This is a genomic window from Acinetobacter variabilis (genome assembly GCF_000369625.1).
In the GTDB taxonomy this organism is placed as follows: Bacteria; Pseudomonadota; Gammaproteobacteria; order Pseudomonadales; family Moraxellaceae; genus Acinetobacter; species Acinetobacter variabilis.
The window spans coordinates 566,323-583,049 of record NZ_KB850113.1 but is presented as its reverse complement, the minus strand read 5'-3'; the positions used below and the strand labels follow the sequence as shown (position 1 = coordinate 583,049).

The 16,727-nt window shown below is 41.3% G+C and carries 12 protein-coding genes and 1 tRNA gene; 1 reads left to right on the top strand and 12 read right to left on the bottom strand.

Annotation, left to right across the window (positions count from 1 at the left end):
* Positions 1 to 148 precede the first annotated feature (148 nt).
* The 3 genes from F897_RS08425 to crp all read right to left on the bottom strand — a co-directional run bounded on the left by F897_RS08425 (position 149) and on the right by crp (position 2,610).
* Positions 149 to 514: an MbcA/ParS/Xre antitoxin family protein gene (locus F897_RS08425; protein WP_005235031.1), complete on the bottom strand. Its 366-nt coding sequence runs from the start codon at positions 512 to 514 to the stop codon at positions 149 to 151.
* A gap of 145 nt (positions 515 to 659) precedes the next feature.
* Positions 660 to 1,709, bottom strand: coding sequence for an NADP(H)-dependent aldo-keto reductase (locus tag F897_RS08420; protein WP_005235029.1), 1,050 nt, complete (start codon positions 1,707 to 1,709; stop codon positions 660 to 662).
* 193 nt (positions 1,710 to 1,902) lie between these two features.
* Positions 1,903 to 2,610, bottom strand: a complete 708-nt coding sequence (gene crp, locus F897_RS08415) for a cAMP-activated global transcriptional regulator CRP (RefSeq protein WP_005235028.1) — start codon at positions 2,608 to 2,610, stop codon at positions 1,903 to 1,905.
* A 147-nt stretch (positions 2,611 to 2,757) separates the two neighbouring features.
* Here crp and F897_RS08410 point away from each other — a divergent pair, with 147 nt between their 5' ends.
* A complete protein-coding gene (locus tag F897_RS08410; protein ID WP_004782528.1) occupies positions 2,758 to 3,180 on the top strand; it encodes an OsmC family protein in 423 nt (140 codons plus the stop codon).
* A 43-nt stretch (positions 3,181 to 3,223) separates the two neighbouring features.
* Here the strand turns inward: F897_RS08410 and F897_RS08405 are convergent, their stop codons facing one another.
* From F897_RS08405 to F897_RS08360, 9 genes are all read right to left on the bottom strand, one after another.
* On the bottom strand, positions 3,224 to 4,267 hold the full coding sequence (locus tag F897_RS08405) for a metallophosphoesterase (protein WP_005235025.1): 1,044 nt from the start codon (positions 4,265 to 4,267) through the stop codon (positions 3,224 to 3,226).
* Between the two features lie 247 nt (positions 4,268 to 4,514).
* Positions 4,515 to 6,752, bottom strand: a complete 2,238-nt coding sequence (locus F897_RS08400; RefSeq protein WP_005235022.1) for an NADP-dependent isocitrate dehydrogenase — start codon at positions 6,750 to 6,752, stop codon at positions 4,515 to 4,517.
* A gap of 759 nt (positions 6,753 to 7,511) precedes the next feature.
* Positions 7,512 to 8,656, bottom strand: a protein-coding gene (locus F897_RS17055) for an IS3 family transposase (protein ID WP_122959110.1) whose coding sequence is annotated in 2 segments (ribosomal slippage) — positions 7,512 to 8,392 and positions 8,392 to 8,656 — 1,146 coding nt in all. Because the reading frame shifts where the segments join, the coding sequence is not laid out codon by codon here.
* A 1,122-nt stretch (positions 8,657 to 9,778) separates the two neighbouring features.
* A tRNA-Val gene (locus F897_RS08385) sits at positions 9,779 to 9,855 on the bottom strand.
* Positions 9,856 to 9,902: 47 nt separating this feature from the next.
* Complete coding sequence (locus tag F897_RS08380; RefSeq protein WP_005235019.1) at positions 9,903 to 11,900, bottom strand: transglutaminase TgpA family protein; 1,998 nt, start codon at positions 11,898 to 11,900, stop codon at positions 9,903 to 9,905.
* 11 nt (positions 11,901 to 11,911) lie between these two features.
* Positions 11,912 to 12,817 carry a DUF58 domain-containing protein gene (locus tag F897_RS08375; protein WP_005235017.1) on the bottom strand — a complete coding sequence of 302 codons (906 nt, stop codon included), beginning with the start codon at positions 12,815 to 12,817 and terminating at the stop codon, positions 11,912 to 11,914.
* A gap of 12 nt (positions 12,818 to 12,829) precedes the next feature.
* Positions 12,830 to 13,780 carry an AAA family ATPase gene (locus F897_RS08370; RefSeq protein WP_005235015.1) on the bottom strand — a complete coding sequence of 317 codons (951 nt, stop codon included), beginning with the start codon at positions 13,778 to 13,780 and terminating at the stop codon, positions 12,830 to 12,832.
* 381 nt (positions 13,781 to 14,161) lie between these two features.
* A complete protein-coding gene (locus F897_RS08365; protein WP_005235014.1) occupies positions 14,162 to 14,464 on the bottom strand; it encodes a YbdD/YjiX family protein in 303 nt (100 codons plus the stop codon).
* Positions 14,465 to 14,474: 10 nt separating this feature from the next.
* Positions 14,475 to 16,574 (bottom strand): carbon starvation CstA family protein, encoded by a 2,100-nt coding sequence (locus tag F897_RS08360; protein ID WP_005235012.1) that lies wholly within the window; start codon positions 16,572 to 16,574, stop codon positions 14,475 to 14,477.
* Positions 16,575 to 16,727: the final 153 nt, after the last annotated feature.

Sequence of the window (16,727 nt, the reverse complement as noted above, 5' to 3'; positions counted from 1 at the left end):
TGGACAGAGTTATCAGTATTAATATTGGTATTCCAGGAAAATATTTCAAGTGAGGGAAAGTAGAATTTTTAAAGTGAAGATCAATAATTAATATCTGATTTAATTGACTCTGCTATTTTTCGGCTGGGTAGAAAATAGAGAAAGACTTTTAGTGCGGTTGCAAGCGTCCTAGTAATCGCAATACTGCACTCAAACCATGTTCTGTTTGTATCAAGGATCTTGGCGTTTGCTCATCCAAAAGCTTGTTAGGCGAATTGATAAACTGGCGCATCCAGCTCAAGTCTCCACCAGTCAGACTAAATAATGCCTGATAGATATTGATTAAAGTTATTGCTCTTTTACCTGCGGTAGTATCTGGTTCTAATTCTTTTTGATTTATGATTGACGATAATTCTGCTTTAGATAGATCCAGAACTAATGCAAGCTCAAATTCTTGCAATTGCAACTGTTCAGCGAGATTGAATATTGCTATAGCTAATACTTGGGATTTAGAAATATCCGTTTCATTATTCATTTTTGTCAAATTCTATTGATGAATCTTGTTTTGATTATGCTGCCTTTATCCTTTTCTTGCTATATTGTTTATCATTAAATTTGATCCTTTATTGAAACAATAAATACCCTCACTTGGAGGGCATTTAAAGAGAACAATTAAACGATTATGGTGCCGGATTGGGCTGCTGACGGTGAATCACTTCAATGCCCTGCAAGACTTCTTCAGACAGATTCACGTCAAACGCCTGAATGTTTTCTTTGAGCTGATCCAGATTGGTCGCACCGATAATGGTACTGGTCACGAAGAACTGCTGTTTAATGAAAGCCAGTGACAACTGGGTTAATGTCAGGCCATGCTGCTCAGCCAGTTGTGCATATTGCTCGACGGCCCACTCGCTTTCCGGATTGCTATAACGGCTAAAACGAGAGAATAAAGTCACACGTGCATTGGCTGGACGTGCACCATTGCGGAATTTACCAGTCAGATAACCAAATGCCAGCGGTGAATAAGCCAACAAACCCACACCTTCATATTTGGCAATTTCCGACATGCCAATTTCATAAGTACGATTCAGTAGGCTATATGGATTTTGCACGCTAACAAATTTGGACAGTCCCAGTTTCTCTGCCAGATGCAGGAACTTCATGGTGCCCCAAGGGGTTTCATTCGACAGGCCAATATAACGGATACGACCCTTCTTAATTTCGTCATGCAAAGCCGTCAGGGTTTCTTCCAGATTCGTTACGGCACGATCATCTGCAGCTTCTGCATTGCCATAACCCAGCTTGCCAAAGAAATTAGTCGCACGCTGTGGCCAGTGCAATTGGTACAGATCGATATAATCAGTTTGCAAACGTGACAATGAATTATCAATTGCTGATGCAATTTCCGAAGCCACGAACTTAGTCTGACCATCACGGATATGGCTCCCACCTTGTGACGGACCCGCAATTTTCGAAGCTAAAAACAGTTTGTCACGACCACCGCGTGAAGCAATCCAGTTACCAATAATGCGTTCAGTTGCACCCTGCGTTTCTGCCTTAGGTGGCACTGGATACATTTCTGCGGTATCCCAGAAATATAAACCTTGATCCAAGGCATAGTCTAATTGCTGAAAAGCCTCTTCCTGAGTATTTTGCTCACCAAAAGTCATGGTGCCCAAACAGATTTCTGGCAATAAGATTCCCGTATCCGCCAATGGTCTGAATTGCATAAAAATGTCCTTTAAGTTTATCTGTTATTTATCAAGAGCAAGTGTGCTATAGCCTATCGGAATTATAAGACGGACTTAAATCATCTTTTCTAACAAGCTTGTGCCAATTTGTTATGTTCTAAATCAGGCTGAAATTTTTAAACAGGAATAAAAAAAGCAAACCCGAAGATTTGCTTTTTATCGTGCTTTTGGCTTATTCGTCTTCGAACTCGCCAGCACCCAGTGCTTCAGGTTCTTCCAGCGATGCATCAAAAATCAGAATCGCCTTACCATCGGTTTCAATCATGCCCTGTTCTTCTAGAGTTTTTAGAACACGACCGACCATTTCACGTGAACAGCCTACAATACGGCCGATTTCCTGACGGGTAATACGGATTTGACGACCATTTGGCAAGATCATCGCTTCTGGCTGAGATGACAGGTCAATCAGACAACGCGCAATACGACCAGATACATCAATAAATGCCAGGTCAGTCACTTTACGTGTGGTATTTTTCAGACGGCGAACCAGCTGGGCAAAAACTGCATAGCTAAGGTCTGGATATTGTTTGCTAATTTCATGAAAGTTTTCATAGGTAATTTCAGCAATTTCACAGACATCACGAGTACGCACTTCCGCAGTACGCTGTGGATTTGCTTCGAAAAGACCCATTTCCCCAAAGAAGTCTCCCGCATTTAAATAAGCTACCACAATCTCACGTTCATCATCTTCACGAAGAATGATAGACACAGACCCCTTCAGAATTAAATACAGAGATTTAGATTCTGACCCTGCATCCACGATCGTGGTACGTTTTGGATAGCGATTGATATATGCACGTTTTAATAACGCTTTCACTGATACAGGTAGTTGCCCCGGCGAAAGTGCGTCTGTGCTTAATTGTGAAAAGTTTGAAGTCATGCTTACAGTTCCGAATATGGATAATTTATAGATCGCACAAGACCTAATGTGAACTTGTCACACAGTGGGATTGAAATTCCTTATCAACCCAATTTATGTTAGTGTACAGTTACTTCGTAAATTTATAGCTTTTTTTAGGTAGTTGCAATGCAAACGAGTGTTCATTGGCTAGAGAATGTTGCTTTTGAAGCAAAAACTCAAAGTGGTCACAGTATCATCATGGATGGTTCACCTGAATATGGCGGTGAAAACCGTGGTCCTCGCCCAATGGAACTGATTTTAACCGGTCTGGGCGGTTGTGCTTCTTTTGACATTGTGACAATTTTAAAGAAAGCACGTCAGGAAATTACTGATGTTCGCTGTGAATTAAAAGCAGAACGCGCCGATACAATTCCTGCAGTATTTACCAAAATCCATTTACACTTTGTGGTCAGCGGTAAAGGCATCAAAGAGAAACAAGTCGCTAAAGCGGTAGAGCTTTCTGCTGAGAAATACTGCTCTGCCAGCAAAATGCTGTCTGATGGTGGTGTCGAAATCACCCACGATTTTGAAATTGTAGAAGTGGAATGATCCGCTAATTTCATTAAAAAAGCAGTCTTCGTGGCTGCTTTTTTTACGTCATTTTTTGAGTGAAATACTGCTGGTCATCTTCAAAAATCACCAGATTTTCAGGCAGTCTTAAAGCCCCAAGATGATGAGCATACTCAGCCTGTTGCTGTCGGTCACGATAACGCCTGCCTACTGAATAGTCCACACAGAATACATTCTGCTGCTGTCCAAACCATTGCAGGGCATCAATATGCTTAAACAGACCGGATTTTTCTTCGGTGTTTTTAAAGTTTCGCCAATAATGGCCAATCACGACAGGTATCGTATCTGTATAACACTCCCACCATGGCAAACGATCAATCATGCGCCAGCGTCCCCCTGCATAGACTGGACGTTGCGCAATTTTCTCTGCGCCTGAGCTTAAGGTACGAATCGGATTTTGCATCTGGTCGCGTAACTCTTTCTCAGCGATATATTTTAATAAGGGAATGCTAGCTGCTGGATCCTTGAATTGTCCTTGGTATTGCTGCTGTTCACTCTGGATATATTCATCAAAGCCTAACGTCTGCAACTCAAGCTCATTTTTCAGGACAAAATAATCATAAGCCTGTCTGATTGAATTAAAAGGAACAGATTTCAATTGTTGAATTGCCTGCGTATCCCAGCAAGCATGCACAATTCTTAAATGGGGTGCATCTAGAGCCAAAGGCAGGCTGTTTAGAAATTCTAGAATCCATGCACGATCCTGAATTGAAGCCTGAACTGAATCAAAAGTTTTGAGATCATCCTGATGCGGTGAACCAAAAAACCAGCCATTGCCTTCCCGTAGCGTATCGGTTAACAAGTTGATTTCATGATTACCTAGAATGCATTGCGCATTGCCATTTTCTATTAAGGTTTTAACCTGTCTGATGACAGCGATACTGTCTGGTCCACGATCACACAGATCCCCGACAAAAATCAGTTTACGCTGTTCAGAATGACGACCTTGCAGATCGTAGCCCAATACTTCTAACAATTGTTGTAGCGCGTCGATCTCACCATGAATATCGCCAATAATATCCACCGGACCATCAAAAGTCTGCTGTATGAATATCTGATTACTCATGGCTCTACCCTACCCAGGTCAATAAAACCTTTTTTAATATAGCGTTTATACTTTAAATCAATATAACAAGTTCAGAATTATTTTTTAATCATCTCGATCATTTAATCAAATAATGATAGATCAGAAACTTAACTCGTATCCTATTTCCTTCATTTATTATTTAAATGTATATCTAAAAACAATAAAAAACCGGCGCCTAAGCACCGGTTTTATTCACTTTACGATCTTTAAAGCTAGTACAGCCTGATTAAGCGTTTAGTGACTCAATGATTTGGTTCAATGTAGCACTTGGACGCATTACAGCATTTACTTTCGCAGGATCAACCGCATAGTAACCACCGATATCTACAGATTGGCCTTGAACTGCATTCAATTCGCTTACGATCTTCTCTTCATTTTCAGCAAGAGATTGAGCGATCGGTGCAAATTTCGCTTTCAATTCTGCATCTTCGTCTTGCGCTACAAGTTCTTCAGCCCAGAATTTAGCTAGGTAGAAGTGGCTGCCACGGTTGTCTAGCTCGCCAGTACGACGTGAGGGAGACTTGTCATTGTCAAGCAATTTACCAGTCGCAGCATCCAGTGTTTTCGCAAGCAGTTTCGCACGTGCATTGTTTTCTTTAATGCCCATTTCTTCCAGAGAAACAGCCAATGCCAAGAACTCCCCTAGAGAATCCCAACGTAAGTGGTTTTCTTCTACCAACTGTTGTACATGTTTAGGCGCAGAACCACCAGCACCAGTTTCGTACATACCGCCACCTGCCATTAAAGGCACGATAGACAGCATTTTCGCAGAAGTACCCAGTTCCATGATTGGGAACAAGTCAGTCAGGTAGTCACGCAGGATGTTACCAGTTACAGAAATCGTATCCAGACCGCGAGCAACACGTTCAAGTGTATAACGCATCGCACGTACTTGAGACATGATTTGGATGTCTAAACCTTCTGTATCGTGGTCTTTTAGGTATGTTTGAACTTTTTTGATCAGTTCGTTTTCGTGTGGACGGTACGGGTCAAGCCAGAAGATAGCAGGCATGCCAGAGTTACGTGCACGAGTTACAGCCAATTTCACCCAGTCGCGGATCGGTGCGTCTTTCACCTGGCACATACGCCAGATATCGCCTTCTTCCACGTTTTGAGACATCAACACTTCACCTGTTTCAAGGTCAGTGATGTTCGCAACACCAGCTTCTGGAATTTCGAAAGTCTTGTCGTGAGAACCGTATTCTTCAGCTTTTTGAGCCATCAGACCAACGTTAGGAACTGTACCCATAGTACGTGGGTCGAAGTTACCATTCCATTTACAGAAGTTGATCATTTCCTGGTAAATACGTGCGAAAGTAGATTCAGGCATGACTGCTTTACAGTCGTAAGGTTTACCATCAGCACCCCACATTTTACCGCCAGTACGGATCATTGCAGGCATAGAAGCATCTACAATCACGTCGTTTGGAGAATGGAAGTTAGTAATACCTTTTGCTGAATCAACCATCGCAAGTGCTGGACGGTGTTCTTGACATGCATGAAGATCTTCAATGATTTCTTCACGTAAAGAAGTCGGTAAAGATTCGATTTTTTCGTAAAGACCAGCCATACCGTTATTTACGTTAATGCCTAGCTCGTCGAACAGTTTACCGTGTTTCTCAAATGCATCTTTGTAGTAAATACGCACACAGTGACCGAATACGATCGGGTGTGACACTTTCATCATGGTCGCTTTAACGTGTAAAGAGAACAGGATGCCAGCTTCTTTACAATCTTCTAATTCTTTTTCATAGAAGTCGCAAAGCGCTTTTTTGCTCATAAACATTGAGTCGATGATTTCACCGTCTTGAAGCGCAACTTTTGGCTTAAGAACGATAGTTTCACCAGACTTAGTGATCAGTTCCATTTTCACATTACGCGCACGGTCTAAAGTCATAGACTTTTCACCATGGTAGAAGTCGCCTTCTTGCATGTGTGAAACGTGAGTTTGTGACCAAGGTTTCCATTCACCCATAGAATGTGGGTGTTTTTTCGCGTAGTTTTTCACTGCTGTCGGCGCACGACGGTCAGAGTTACCTTCACGAAGTACCGGGTTCACTGCTGAACCTAAGCACTTGCTATAACGCGCTTTAATTGCTTTTTCTTCTTCAGTAGTCGGGTTTTCTGGATAGTCAGGCAGTGCATAGCCCTTAGACTGAAGTTCTTTAATACATGACGTCAACTGAGCAACAGATGCACTAATATTAGGGAGTTTAATGATATTAGTATCTGGATCTTGGGTAAGACGACCTAATTCTGCCAGGTTATCTGAAACTTTCTGCTCATCGCTTAGATAGTCTGCGAATTCTGCAAGTACGCGTGCGGCTACAGAGATGTCTGTCTTAATAATCTCAACGCCCGCCGGCTTAGTAAAGGTCTCAATGATCGGCAGTAGAGAGTAAGTCGCCAATAATGGCGCCTCGTCGGTCAGTGTGTAAATGATTGTTGACTTTCCACCAGCCATATATAGCCCCTTGCTTTGGATTGAGTTTCTGATCATCAGGCTTTTGGCCTAATTTCAGCGAACCGGTTACTTAAATAAACTTTGAAAGTAGTGGTGCTGGTTGCACCTTAGTCAAAGGAATATCAATACATATTCAACTTTGCCTGAAAAATTCGTATAGATCGTCAGTGTGATTCACCGACAGCAGTATTCTACGTGAAAATGAACCTTTTTTCGAATTGGCACATTGCCAAACCATGTGATTTTTGCATTAGAAGGTTAATTTGCGAATTTTGCTTAATTTTACCAAAAACTATAATTTAAGCATTATAATTCAATTACTTAAATTAAAAATCAAACAAATTCACCTATAAACTTAAAGTGTGCTTAATTCAGTTTTTTGCCATCAATTTTTATCTACATGTTGGGTATCATGAAAATAAATTATCAATGACCGTAATTTCCATAAGTATGGGTTAAAAAGCGAATTGAAACAGATCTGTGCTTTCCTATCGAAATTTATGATCTGCACCTGATAAATTGATAGTTGATCCTGAAGGCTTAAGACAACCTAAATAATAGTCACCTTTCTACTCTTTCTTCAGTTTAAATTATGTGCATTTTTTTAATTACCTTTACAAACACTGGAAATGTATCGACCGTAATTGCAATAAAAAATTGGTTTTATTGGTTTAATAGGCTTTAGATGATGCCAGTACAGAGGTGGTCCCACTTGTTTGAACAACTAAAAGCGTATTTATAAGTGATATTCCGCTCTAGTTAAGCCACCTTGTTTTGTTGGGGTAGCTGATCATAGTAAAACTCATTTGGTGTCATTTTGTCTAGACTCGAATGAGGTCGTTTCAAATTATAAAACTCAAAATATGCACTTAATTGCTTTTTCGCATCTGTGACACTGCTATAAGCTTTGAGATACACCTCTTCATATTTAACGCTCCGCCATAATCGTTCAACCATCACATTATCTACCCATCGACCTTTACCATCCATACTGATTTGAATGCCATTTGATTTCAATACATCAATAAATGCATCACTGGTGAACTGACTGCCTTGGTCTGTATTCAATATTTCAGGTGATCCATATTTTTCAATCGCTTCATTTAAAACCGAAATACAAAAATCCACATCCATACTAATCGATACCCTATGCGCAAGTACCTTGCGGCTATGCCAATCAATCACAGCACATAAATAAACAAAGCCTTTTGCCATAGGAATATACGTTATATCCGTAGACCACACTTGATTACTGCGCAGAATAGCCAACCCTTTGAGCAGATATGGATATTTACGGTGAGCTTGATTAGCCTGGCTTAAATTTGGTTTGCAATATAACGCCTGAATACCCATTTTCTTCATTAAAGTACGTGTATGACGTCGTCCTATATGATGCCCTTGACGATTCAACAAATCACGCATCATACGACTGCCTGCAAAAGGATATTGCATATGTAATTCATCAATACATCGCATCAGCTTCAGATCTGATGAGCTAACAGGTTTTGGGCGATAATAATAACAACCACGGGAGACTTTCAGCAGCTTAGCTTGCTTAGATACTGAAATCTGAAGTGAGTCGTCGATTAACTTTTGTGGTTGAAGCGGCCCAGTTTCTTCAACACACCTTCTAAAAAATCAATTTCTAATGCCTGCTCACCGATTTTTGCATGTAACTTTTTAAGATCAATGGGGGGTTCTGATGGAGCTTTTGATTGATCGAAAGCTTGCGAGGAAGCTGAGATCAATTGATTTTTCCAGTCAATAATTTGGTTTTGATGAACATCAAATTCAGCACTCAATTCAGCAAGTGTTTTTTCTGCTTTAATCGCAGCAAGTGCTACCTTAGCTTTAAAATCATTTGAATGATTTCTTCTTGGTCTACGTGCCATAAAATACTCCATATATTGATGTTTATAACATCATTTGAGGAGCAGAATATCACTTATAGGAGTTGTTCAAATTTACGGATCCATCTCTGTACGTTGGTTTAATTAATAAGAATCTTCTAATTAAATTTGGGTAGAATGCTGATTAACTTACAATAAGGACTTATTTTATGCTGAATTATTTAGTTAGTTTTTCGACAGGGGCTAAGAGCAATTCAGGACAGATTCAGATTCTGATAGGCATATTAGCGCTAAGTCTGCAATTTTTGATTATAGACAAATAATTGAACAGATAAAAATTGCAAAAAAAATAGAAAGATCGTGCAGATGAACAAAGAAAATTTGAATCAAAAATACAATCCCTTAATATGTTACTCATAGCTTTGGATAAAAACGTATTAAAAATAAATAATTTACAAAAAATATTAGAATTGTCGTAAGGGTCTATCAAATCACTCGATCAGAATAGCGAAGTAATAGAAGGTGATATTCGAAAGTTAATTACACCCACTAAAGAAAAAATTAACCATGCCGAAGAAGTTCAAAAAAATACTTTTGATATGTATAAGCGTATAAATAGAAAGAGCGCTTTCAATAGCCTAGATGAGCTAACTGCTATATATGATGTATTAGTTTCTATAATATATGATACAAATAATACTGACCTAATAATTCATCACTTTACAATAACTGAAGATTAACAATCTCGTATCACACACAAATCCTCAGCCTCACTACCCACATAGTTACCCTACCCCATTAACTGAATAAGGCTTTTCGTATGCTGCCTCTAACATGTCAGCAAAATCTTCGATCCCGGATGTAGTAAGTATTTACAAGCACCTTGATATACGCCCATTGATCAGGGCCAGCACATCAATCGATAATTTCTAATTATTCACAAAGGGTTGAGTGCTTCATGTCGCGTGTCATAAAAATGAATATCAAAACGCCCTGCTTTTTGCTTTTTCTTAGCTTAACTTAAATAGTTTCATGACGTAATTTAAGCCTTATAATCGGTAAAAAGCAGTAATTTTAAAGATAATGCGGATAAAGGTACTTTTTACTATAGGCATAAAAAAAAAGTTTTAAGCTACTGTTTTCGCTTAAAACCCTTATAACATTAGTTTTGAATCTTGGTAGGTGTATCCAGACTCGAACTGGAGACCTCTACGATGTCAACGTAGCGCTCTAACCAACTGAGCTATACACCTAGAATGCTTGGCATATTATAAATTTTTCGATCCTAAGACAAGCCTTTTCATTTAATTTTCAATATATACGTACAAGTTTTAAGCAAATCTTTGAATTGTTTCAGATCTTGGTCTGAGAATTCCCTACCAGAATAAATTGATTTTTCAAATAGTCTGATTGCTTCAAAAAATACAGACTGATCTTTATCCTGAACTTGCTGAGATAGCCTTAACATCCATTGGTGAAAAGTCTCTGCAGGTTGTCTTTTTAAATCTTTTTTTAAAGTCTGATTAAATTGCTGAATGGAGTAATCAAAGGGTGACTGTAATTGTCGAGCTTTAAGGTAGATTTTTAGAATATAAAGCAATATGAGTATGCCAATACCGGATATGAGAATGATCACACTGGAATAAACTGAACTTAGACCTAGCTTCGCTAACCAGCCTTGTTGAGATTCAGCATTATAGCCCACGACCTTACTTTGCCATTGGTAACTTGCATAATCACTCCAGACTCTTAGTTTGGTCAGCCATACATTACGCTGTGATGTCCAACCAGAATTACTTGCCCATACTCGCTCATCTTGCGAGATTAAATTTTGCATCCCATCATCAATACGTTGCGGGGCTACCATTGCGGTAGGATCAAAACGCTGCCATCTTTGGTCAATCCAGACTTCTGTCCAGGCATGAGCATCCAACTGACGAACCTCCCAACTTTTCCCATCGGGTGCCAATTGTCCACCTTGATAACCTGTGACCACACGCGCCGGGATTCCAACATATCGCATCAGCATGACAAAACTAGAAGCATAGTGTTCACAAAAACCCTGCCGGGATTTAAACAGAAATTCATCAATCCGGTTTTTGCCGAGTACACCTGGTTTCAGGGTATATACAAAATGATTTTGCTGGTACCAGTTCAAGACTGTTCGGATATAACGTCGCGGATCCTCCCCACTTTGTAGATATAAACGCTGTGCCAACTGTTGTGCCTGAGTATCCAAATGGACTTGAGTCTGGGTATTCAGTCGCTGAACAAATTGCTCCGGTAAAATACTTTCAGTATTTTGACTACCTAGCCATTGCAGATGAATCGGTTCTACCCTTTGGGTCAAACGCCTTGGTACGATACTCCAATCCTGACGATTATAATAACGGCGTTCCAAAGGCATCGATTTTTCCAGCCCCATCACCCAGAACACAGAAGGATCAGCAGCCAGATATTGGTAATTCCACCCTGATGGGGATACTGGAACAACTTCTCCAGGCTGACGGATTAAAGGCTGCTGATTAATAAAGCTACTGGTCCAGCGTTGTCCATCATACTCATCTAGCACCAATGCCCGCCAATACAACTCTGAACGTGGCGGCAGTTTACTAACATCACCAATAATCCGGAAAGCCAAAGCATTAGATTGAGATAATTCAGCAATATCTCCCGGTGACATACTGTCACCGATCCCGGTCACGCCTTTATTTTCTGGAATCGGGATATGCCAAAGCGGTGGCAAACGCGGAAAGAAGATGAATAACAAAATAAAAAACGGCAGAGCATAAAGCACAAAGCTGCCGACATATTTGGCATCTTGCTGCAAGGCTATACGTGGTGATTGCTGACTCTGCTGAAACTCACTGGTCTGAATCCGGTATAAGCCAATTAGACAGCTCAATAAGCATAGAATAATCACAACAGCCATACCAAAAGACTGGCTATATAGAAATGAACTGGCCGCAACAAAAAGCGCAAAATTAAACAGGATAATCAGATCCCGCCGGTTTTTCGTTTCCAGTGATTTGGCAAATAAAAAAGTGGAAAGAACTGCAACACCTGCCTCCACTCCAATAAAACTTTGGTGGCTAAGATAAATACTACCTAATGCTAAACTAGTGAGTAGAAAAGTCCCTATTTTAGGAAATGGTTTTTGCCGTTTAAGAAAAATCCAGATACACAGTAGGCTAATGACAAAGATAATGCTGAGCAGCACCGGGATGAAAGCTACTTGGGCAAGGATGATCAAGCCTAGGGTCAAGACGATCGAAATTCGGATTTTTCCATCAATCATAGATTCACCCGTTATGCCTGAGCCAATAATTGTTTAGCCTTACGTAACTGTTCTTCACCTGCTCCCTGCGGCAATTCTACCTGTGGTAAATGTAACGCATATGCACATTGCTGCTGCTCACATTGCTCAATCAGTCCCATCATCAAGCCCAGTTTCTCCTCATGCGACTGGCTAGGCATATGTTCATAATGAATCTCAATGCTATGTTCATCCTGATACTGTTCAAAGACTTTGACATATAAGCCTTGCCCACGTGCAAACTGTTTCCAGGAAACCGCCTGCAATGAGTCTCCAGATTGATAATTTCGTAATTCACGGAACTCATCCATATCCGGTTCAAAGCTATTTTGATAAATCTTATTTTCCGAAGTGTTATTTTGGGCTTTGGGTGCCACCCAGGCAAACTGATGATGATAAAGGTAGGTCCAGGCTCGAACCAGACCAAAAGGATAAACCGAATAGATCTGAATCACCGGATACTCAAATTTACCGCGACGTTCCGCATAAAAAGGCAGCACCCAATGCTGCTTTTGTTCAGTCAGATAAACTTTCTCCAGCTGATTGCCGGCCTTAATATACAGATAACGCGGCCGGGCTGTGGCTTGCTGAAAATAAAAATGCAAATTGAGTGCATGACCCACCTGTCCGACGTCTTCAGCAACCATTTCAATATCCAGATCATGCAACTGTTTAAAGGTCAGATAGAAGCTGACACATAGCACTGCACTGATCAGAAAGCAGAAACCTAAGATCAGGTTATTGGCATAATTCACGCCAGCAATAAAGGTGATAAAAATCAGAACCAGATATAGATAACCCTGCTGATAAATAAAGACCAGTACATCCTTTTGGGAAAGCTGTTTTTGCTGTGAAAATTGAAAACGTTTCGCCAGCCAGTTTTGCCAGGTTTTATCCAAGAGCGGACTCCTTTAACTGACTGCAACCTGTTGCATCACATTTAATGTTTCTGCATCGCTCAGTCCCAGACGATGGGCGGCGACTGCCACAAAAACGGCTTGCACATCGTCTGGAGTTACAAAGCTACGTTGCTGAATGATGGCATTGGCCTGTGCTGCACGTTTAAGCGCCAGCAAACCTCGTGTTGATAAGCCTTGGCGTTTCTTGCGAGTTTCTTCCGCAAGATCCAGCATATATTCCTGGACCGTTTCACTGATAAAAATCTGCTGGGTCAACTGCTGTAATTCCAGCACTTCATTTTCGCTAAACACATGTGCCAAGCTGGCGATCAAGGCAAAACGAGATTCCTGTTGTAATAACAATTTTTCAGCATGTCGCGATGGATAACCCAGAGATAGACGCATTAAAAAGCGGTCAAGCTGAGATTCAGGCAAGGCATAAGTGCCACTTTGAAATAACGGGTTCTGGGTCGCGATTACCCAAAATGGCTTAGGCAAGGCATAACGTATCCCATCCACAGTGGCATAGCCTTCTTCCATCGCTTCCAGCAAGGCACTCTGAGTTTTGGGACTGGAACGGTTAATTTCATCTGCCAGCAAAATCTGGGTAAAAATAGGTCCCTGTTTAAACTCGAACTGATGTTCTTTCTGGTTAAACATATTGATACCAATCACATCACTAGCCAGCATGTCATTGGTAAACTGGATCCGCTGAAATTTCAGTCCTGCGAGATGGGCTAGGCTGCTTGCCAATGTTGTCTTGCCCAAACCAGGTAAATCTTCAAACAAAACATGCCCGCCTGCAATCAGACAGCATAGTGCTAATCTGGTCTGTGCATGTTTATCCAGAACAATCGCATTAATTTCTTCGAAAAATTTTTGAATCTTGGGTGCATAATCAGCCAGCTTCTGTTCAAGCTCATCATTATCGTGCGCAATATCCAGCTTTTCTTTTTGTTTCATGCCCCAGATCACAATATTTTCCCTAATAAAACATGCTGTAGGATTAACATACACTGTTTTTTAAAATTCCCCAAAGATCAGTCATCTGCCGGCTTTATTTCTACAGAATAAATTGGGAATTTTACATGATTAGATTTGCTATAAGAACTAATTGAAGCTTTAAGATTAAAGTTTAGATAAGTTGCATTTTGATTGGCATATTTATTAGAAATAACAAGCTATTAAAAATCTTTGAGATCTGAACTTATACCTAAAAGGTAAAGACTTTTAAAAATTTAAATTCCCAATGTCAAAATAGATCATGATTTTGTTTTATCTTGTTTGAATCCTAAAATTTTCCCATAAAAAAGCGCCCCGAAAGGCGCTCATTTTATTCATGCATTAGCATGGACACTTCTTCATCTCTCCACCGGCAGATGGATAACGCGAATCTACACAGTGACGATAAAATGTTTTAGGGTCCATCGCTTCCAGATCAGGATGGTGCTTTTTCATATGCGCCAAATAGGTCTGATAATCAGGCACACCCACCATCAGGCGGAAACTCTGCTGTAAACGCTGCCACAACGTCGTAATCCGTGACCAGTTTTTCGGGTTCAGGATCAGGTCTTTTTGTGACATCACGGTCATCTTGATGATTTTATAGATAACCGCTTTTCCACCTTTAGCAAACTTCAAGTTCATGCGCTGCTCCTTAATGTCCTTTTGCAGGCTGAATTTCTTCAGGATCACCATATACTGCTTCTGCTTCATTTACGGTTGGTACCGGGCTCGCCAGGGCGCGACGGATTACGCCAATTGCAGCAAATAGCATTACAAACGCCACAATCATAAAGAAGCCACAAAGTGCTGCGTTGATCTGGTTCGACATTGCAACAGTCTGCATTTCAGCCAGAGTTTTCGCTGGTGCCAGAATTTCATTATTCGCAATTGCCGTATTGAAACGCTCTGCCTGTGCCAAGAAACCGATTTTCGGATTTTCATGGAAAATCTTCTGCCAGCCGGCCGTCATTGAAGTAATAAACAGGAATACGGTTGGAACAATGGTTACCCACACATATTTCTCTTTCTTCATCTTGAACAGGATGACTGTACCCAGAATCAATGCCATTGCAGCCAGAATCTGGTTACCAATACCGAACAGTGGCCATAAGCTGTTAATACCGCCTAATGGATCAACGACACCTTGATAAACGAAGAAGCCCCAACCCGCAACAGCAACGGCTGTACCCAGCATATTACCGAAGAAGTTATGAGATTGTTTTACCGCAGGAATCACGATACCAACTGTGTCCTGAACCATGAAGCGACAAGCACGAGTACCCGCATCTACTGCGGTCAGAATGAATAAAGCTTCAAACAGAATTGCAAAGTGATACCAGAAGGCCATCATTTCACGACTGTTAAAGATTTCGGTAATGATATGCGCCATACCAATCGCGAAAGTTGGTGCACCACCCGTACGTGACAGAATCGAATTTTCACCTACTTCCTGTGCCAGCAATGTCAGTGCTTCAGGTGTTACCACAAAACCAAGATTACGTACTGCTTCAGCCGCAGTATCTACGGTTGTACCTAGTAGTGCTGCTGGTGAGTTAATCGCGAAGTACACACCTGGATCAAGAATCGCGGCACAGATCAAAGCCATGATCGCTACAAAGGATTCCATCAGCATACCGCCATAGCCGATTATCCGGATATCGCGTTCGTTGTTGACCAGTTTCGGTGTTGTTCCTGAAGAAACCAGTGCGTGGAAACCGGAAATCGCACCGCAGGCAATGGTAATAAACAGGAATGGGAACATTGAACCCGCGAATACTGGGCCTGTACCATCGACAAATTTGGTAATCGCTGGCAACTTCATTTCCGGCATCGCGAACAGAATGCCAATCGCCAGACCGGCAATCACACCAATTTTCAGGAAGGTAGATAAATAGTCACGCGGTGCAAGTAATAACCAGACGGGCAATACCGATGCAATAAAACCATAAATGATCAAAGCCCAAGTCAGTTCAGTACCAGTTAAAGTGAACAACTGTCCCCAGTAGGGATGCTGTGCAACGTTTTCACCATAGATAATGCCAAGCATCATCAATACGAAACCAATGATCGAAACTTCTGCAATTTTACCCGGACGGATAAATCGCATGTAGATACCCATGAAGATGGCGATCGGAATCGTAGCGGCAATACTGAATACGCCCCATGGACTGTTGGTCAGTGCTTTAACAACGACTAGCGCCAATACTGCTAGGATGATGATCATCACACCCAGCGCACCGAGCATCACGATAATACCGGCAAAGGTACCCAGTTCCTGTTTCGCCATTTCACCCAGTGAACGGCCGTCACGACGAGTAGAAATAAACAATACCAGGAAGTCCTGTACCGCACCTGCCAGTACCACACCGACCAGTAGCCAGATCGTGCCCGGCAAGTAACCCATCTGTGCTGCAAGGATTGGACCGACTAAAGGACCCGCACCGGCAATCGCGGCAAAATGGTGACCGAATAACACACTTTTATTGGTCGGCACATAATCCAGACCATCACCCAGACGATGGGCAGGCGTTAAACGGCGTGCGTTCAGTTCAAAAACTTTATTGGCAATAAATAAACTGTAGAAACGGTAAGCGATGCTATACACACAGGCTGCGGCCAGTACCAGCCAGACTGCATTCACATGCTCACCACGACTGAGTGCAAGTATCCCGAAGGAGACTGCCCCGACTATGGCTACCAGGAGCCAGATGATTTTCGAAGTCATGGTTGACTTCTGTTGTAAAGTTTCCATTCAATCCCTCATTTTGTGAAGCATATAAATCAGCGTGATTTTTTTATTCGAGGTACTGCTGTTTTCCCTTGCGACTTTACGCTTGTTCCTTTCGAATTCCTCTAAGACTTTGGCATAAAAAAAGGGACGATTTTAGTCATCCCCTTTGATAAT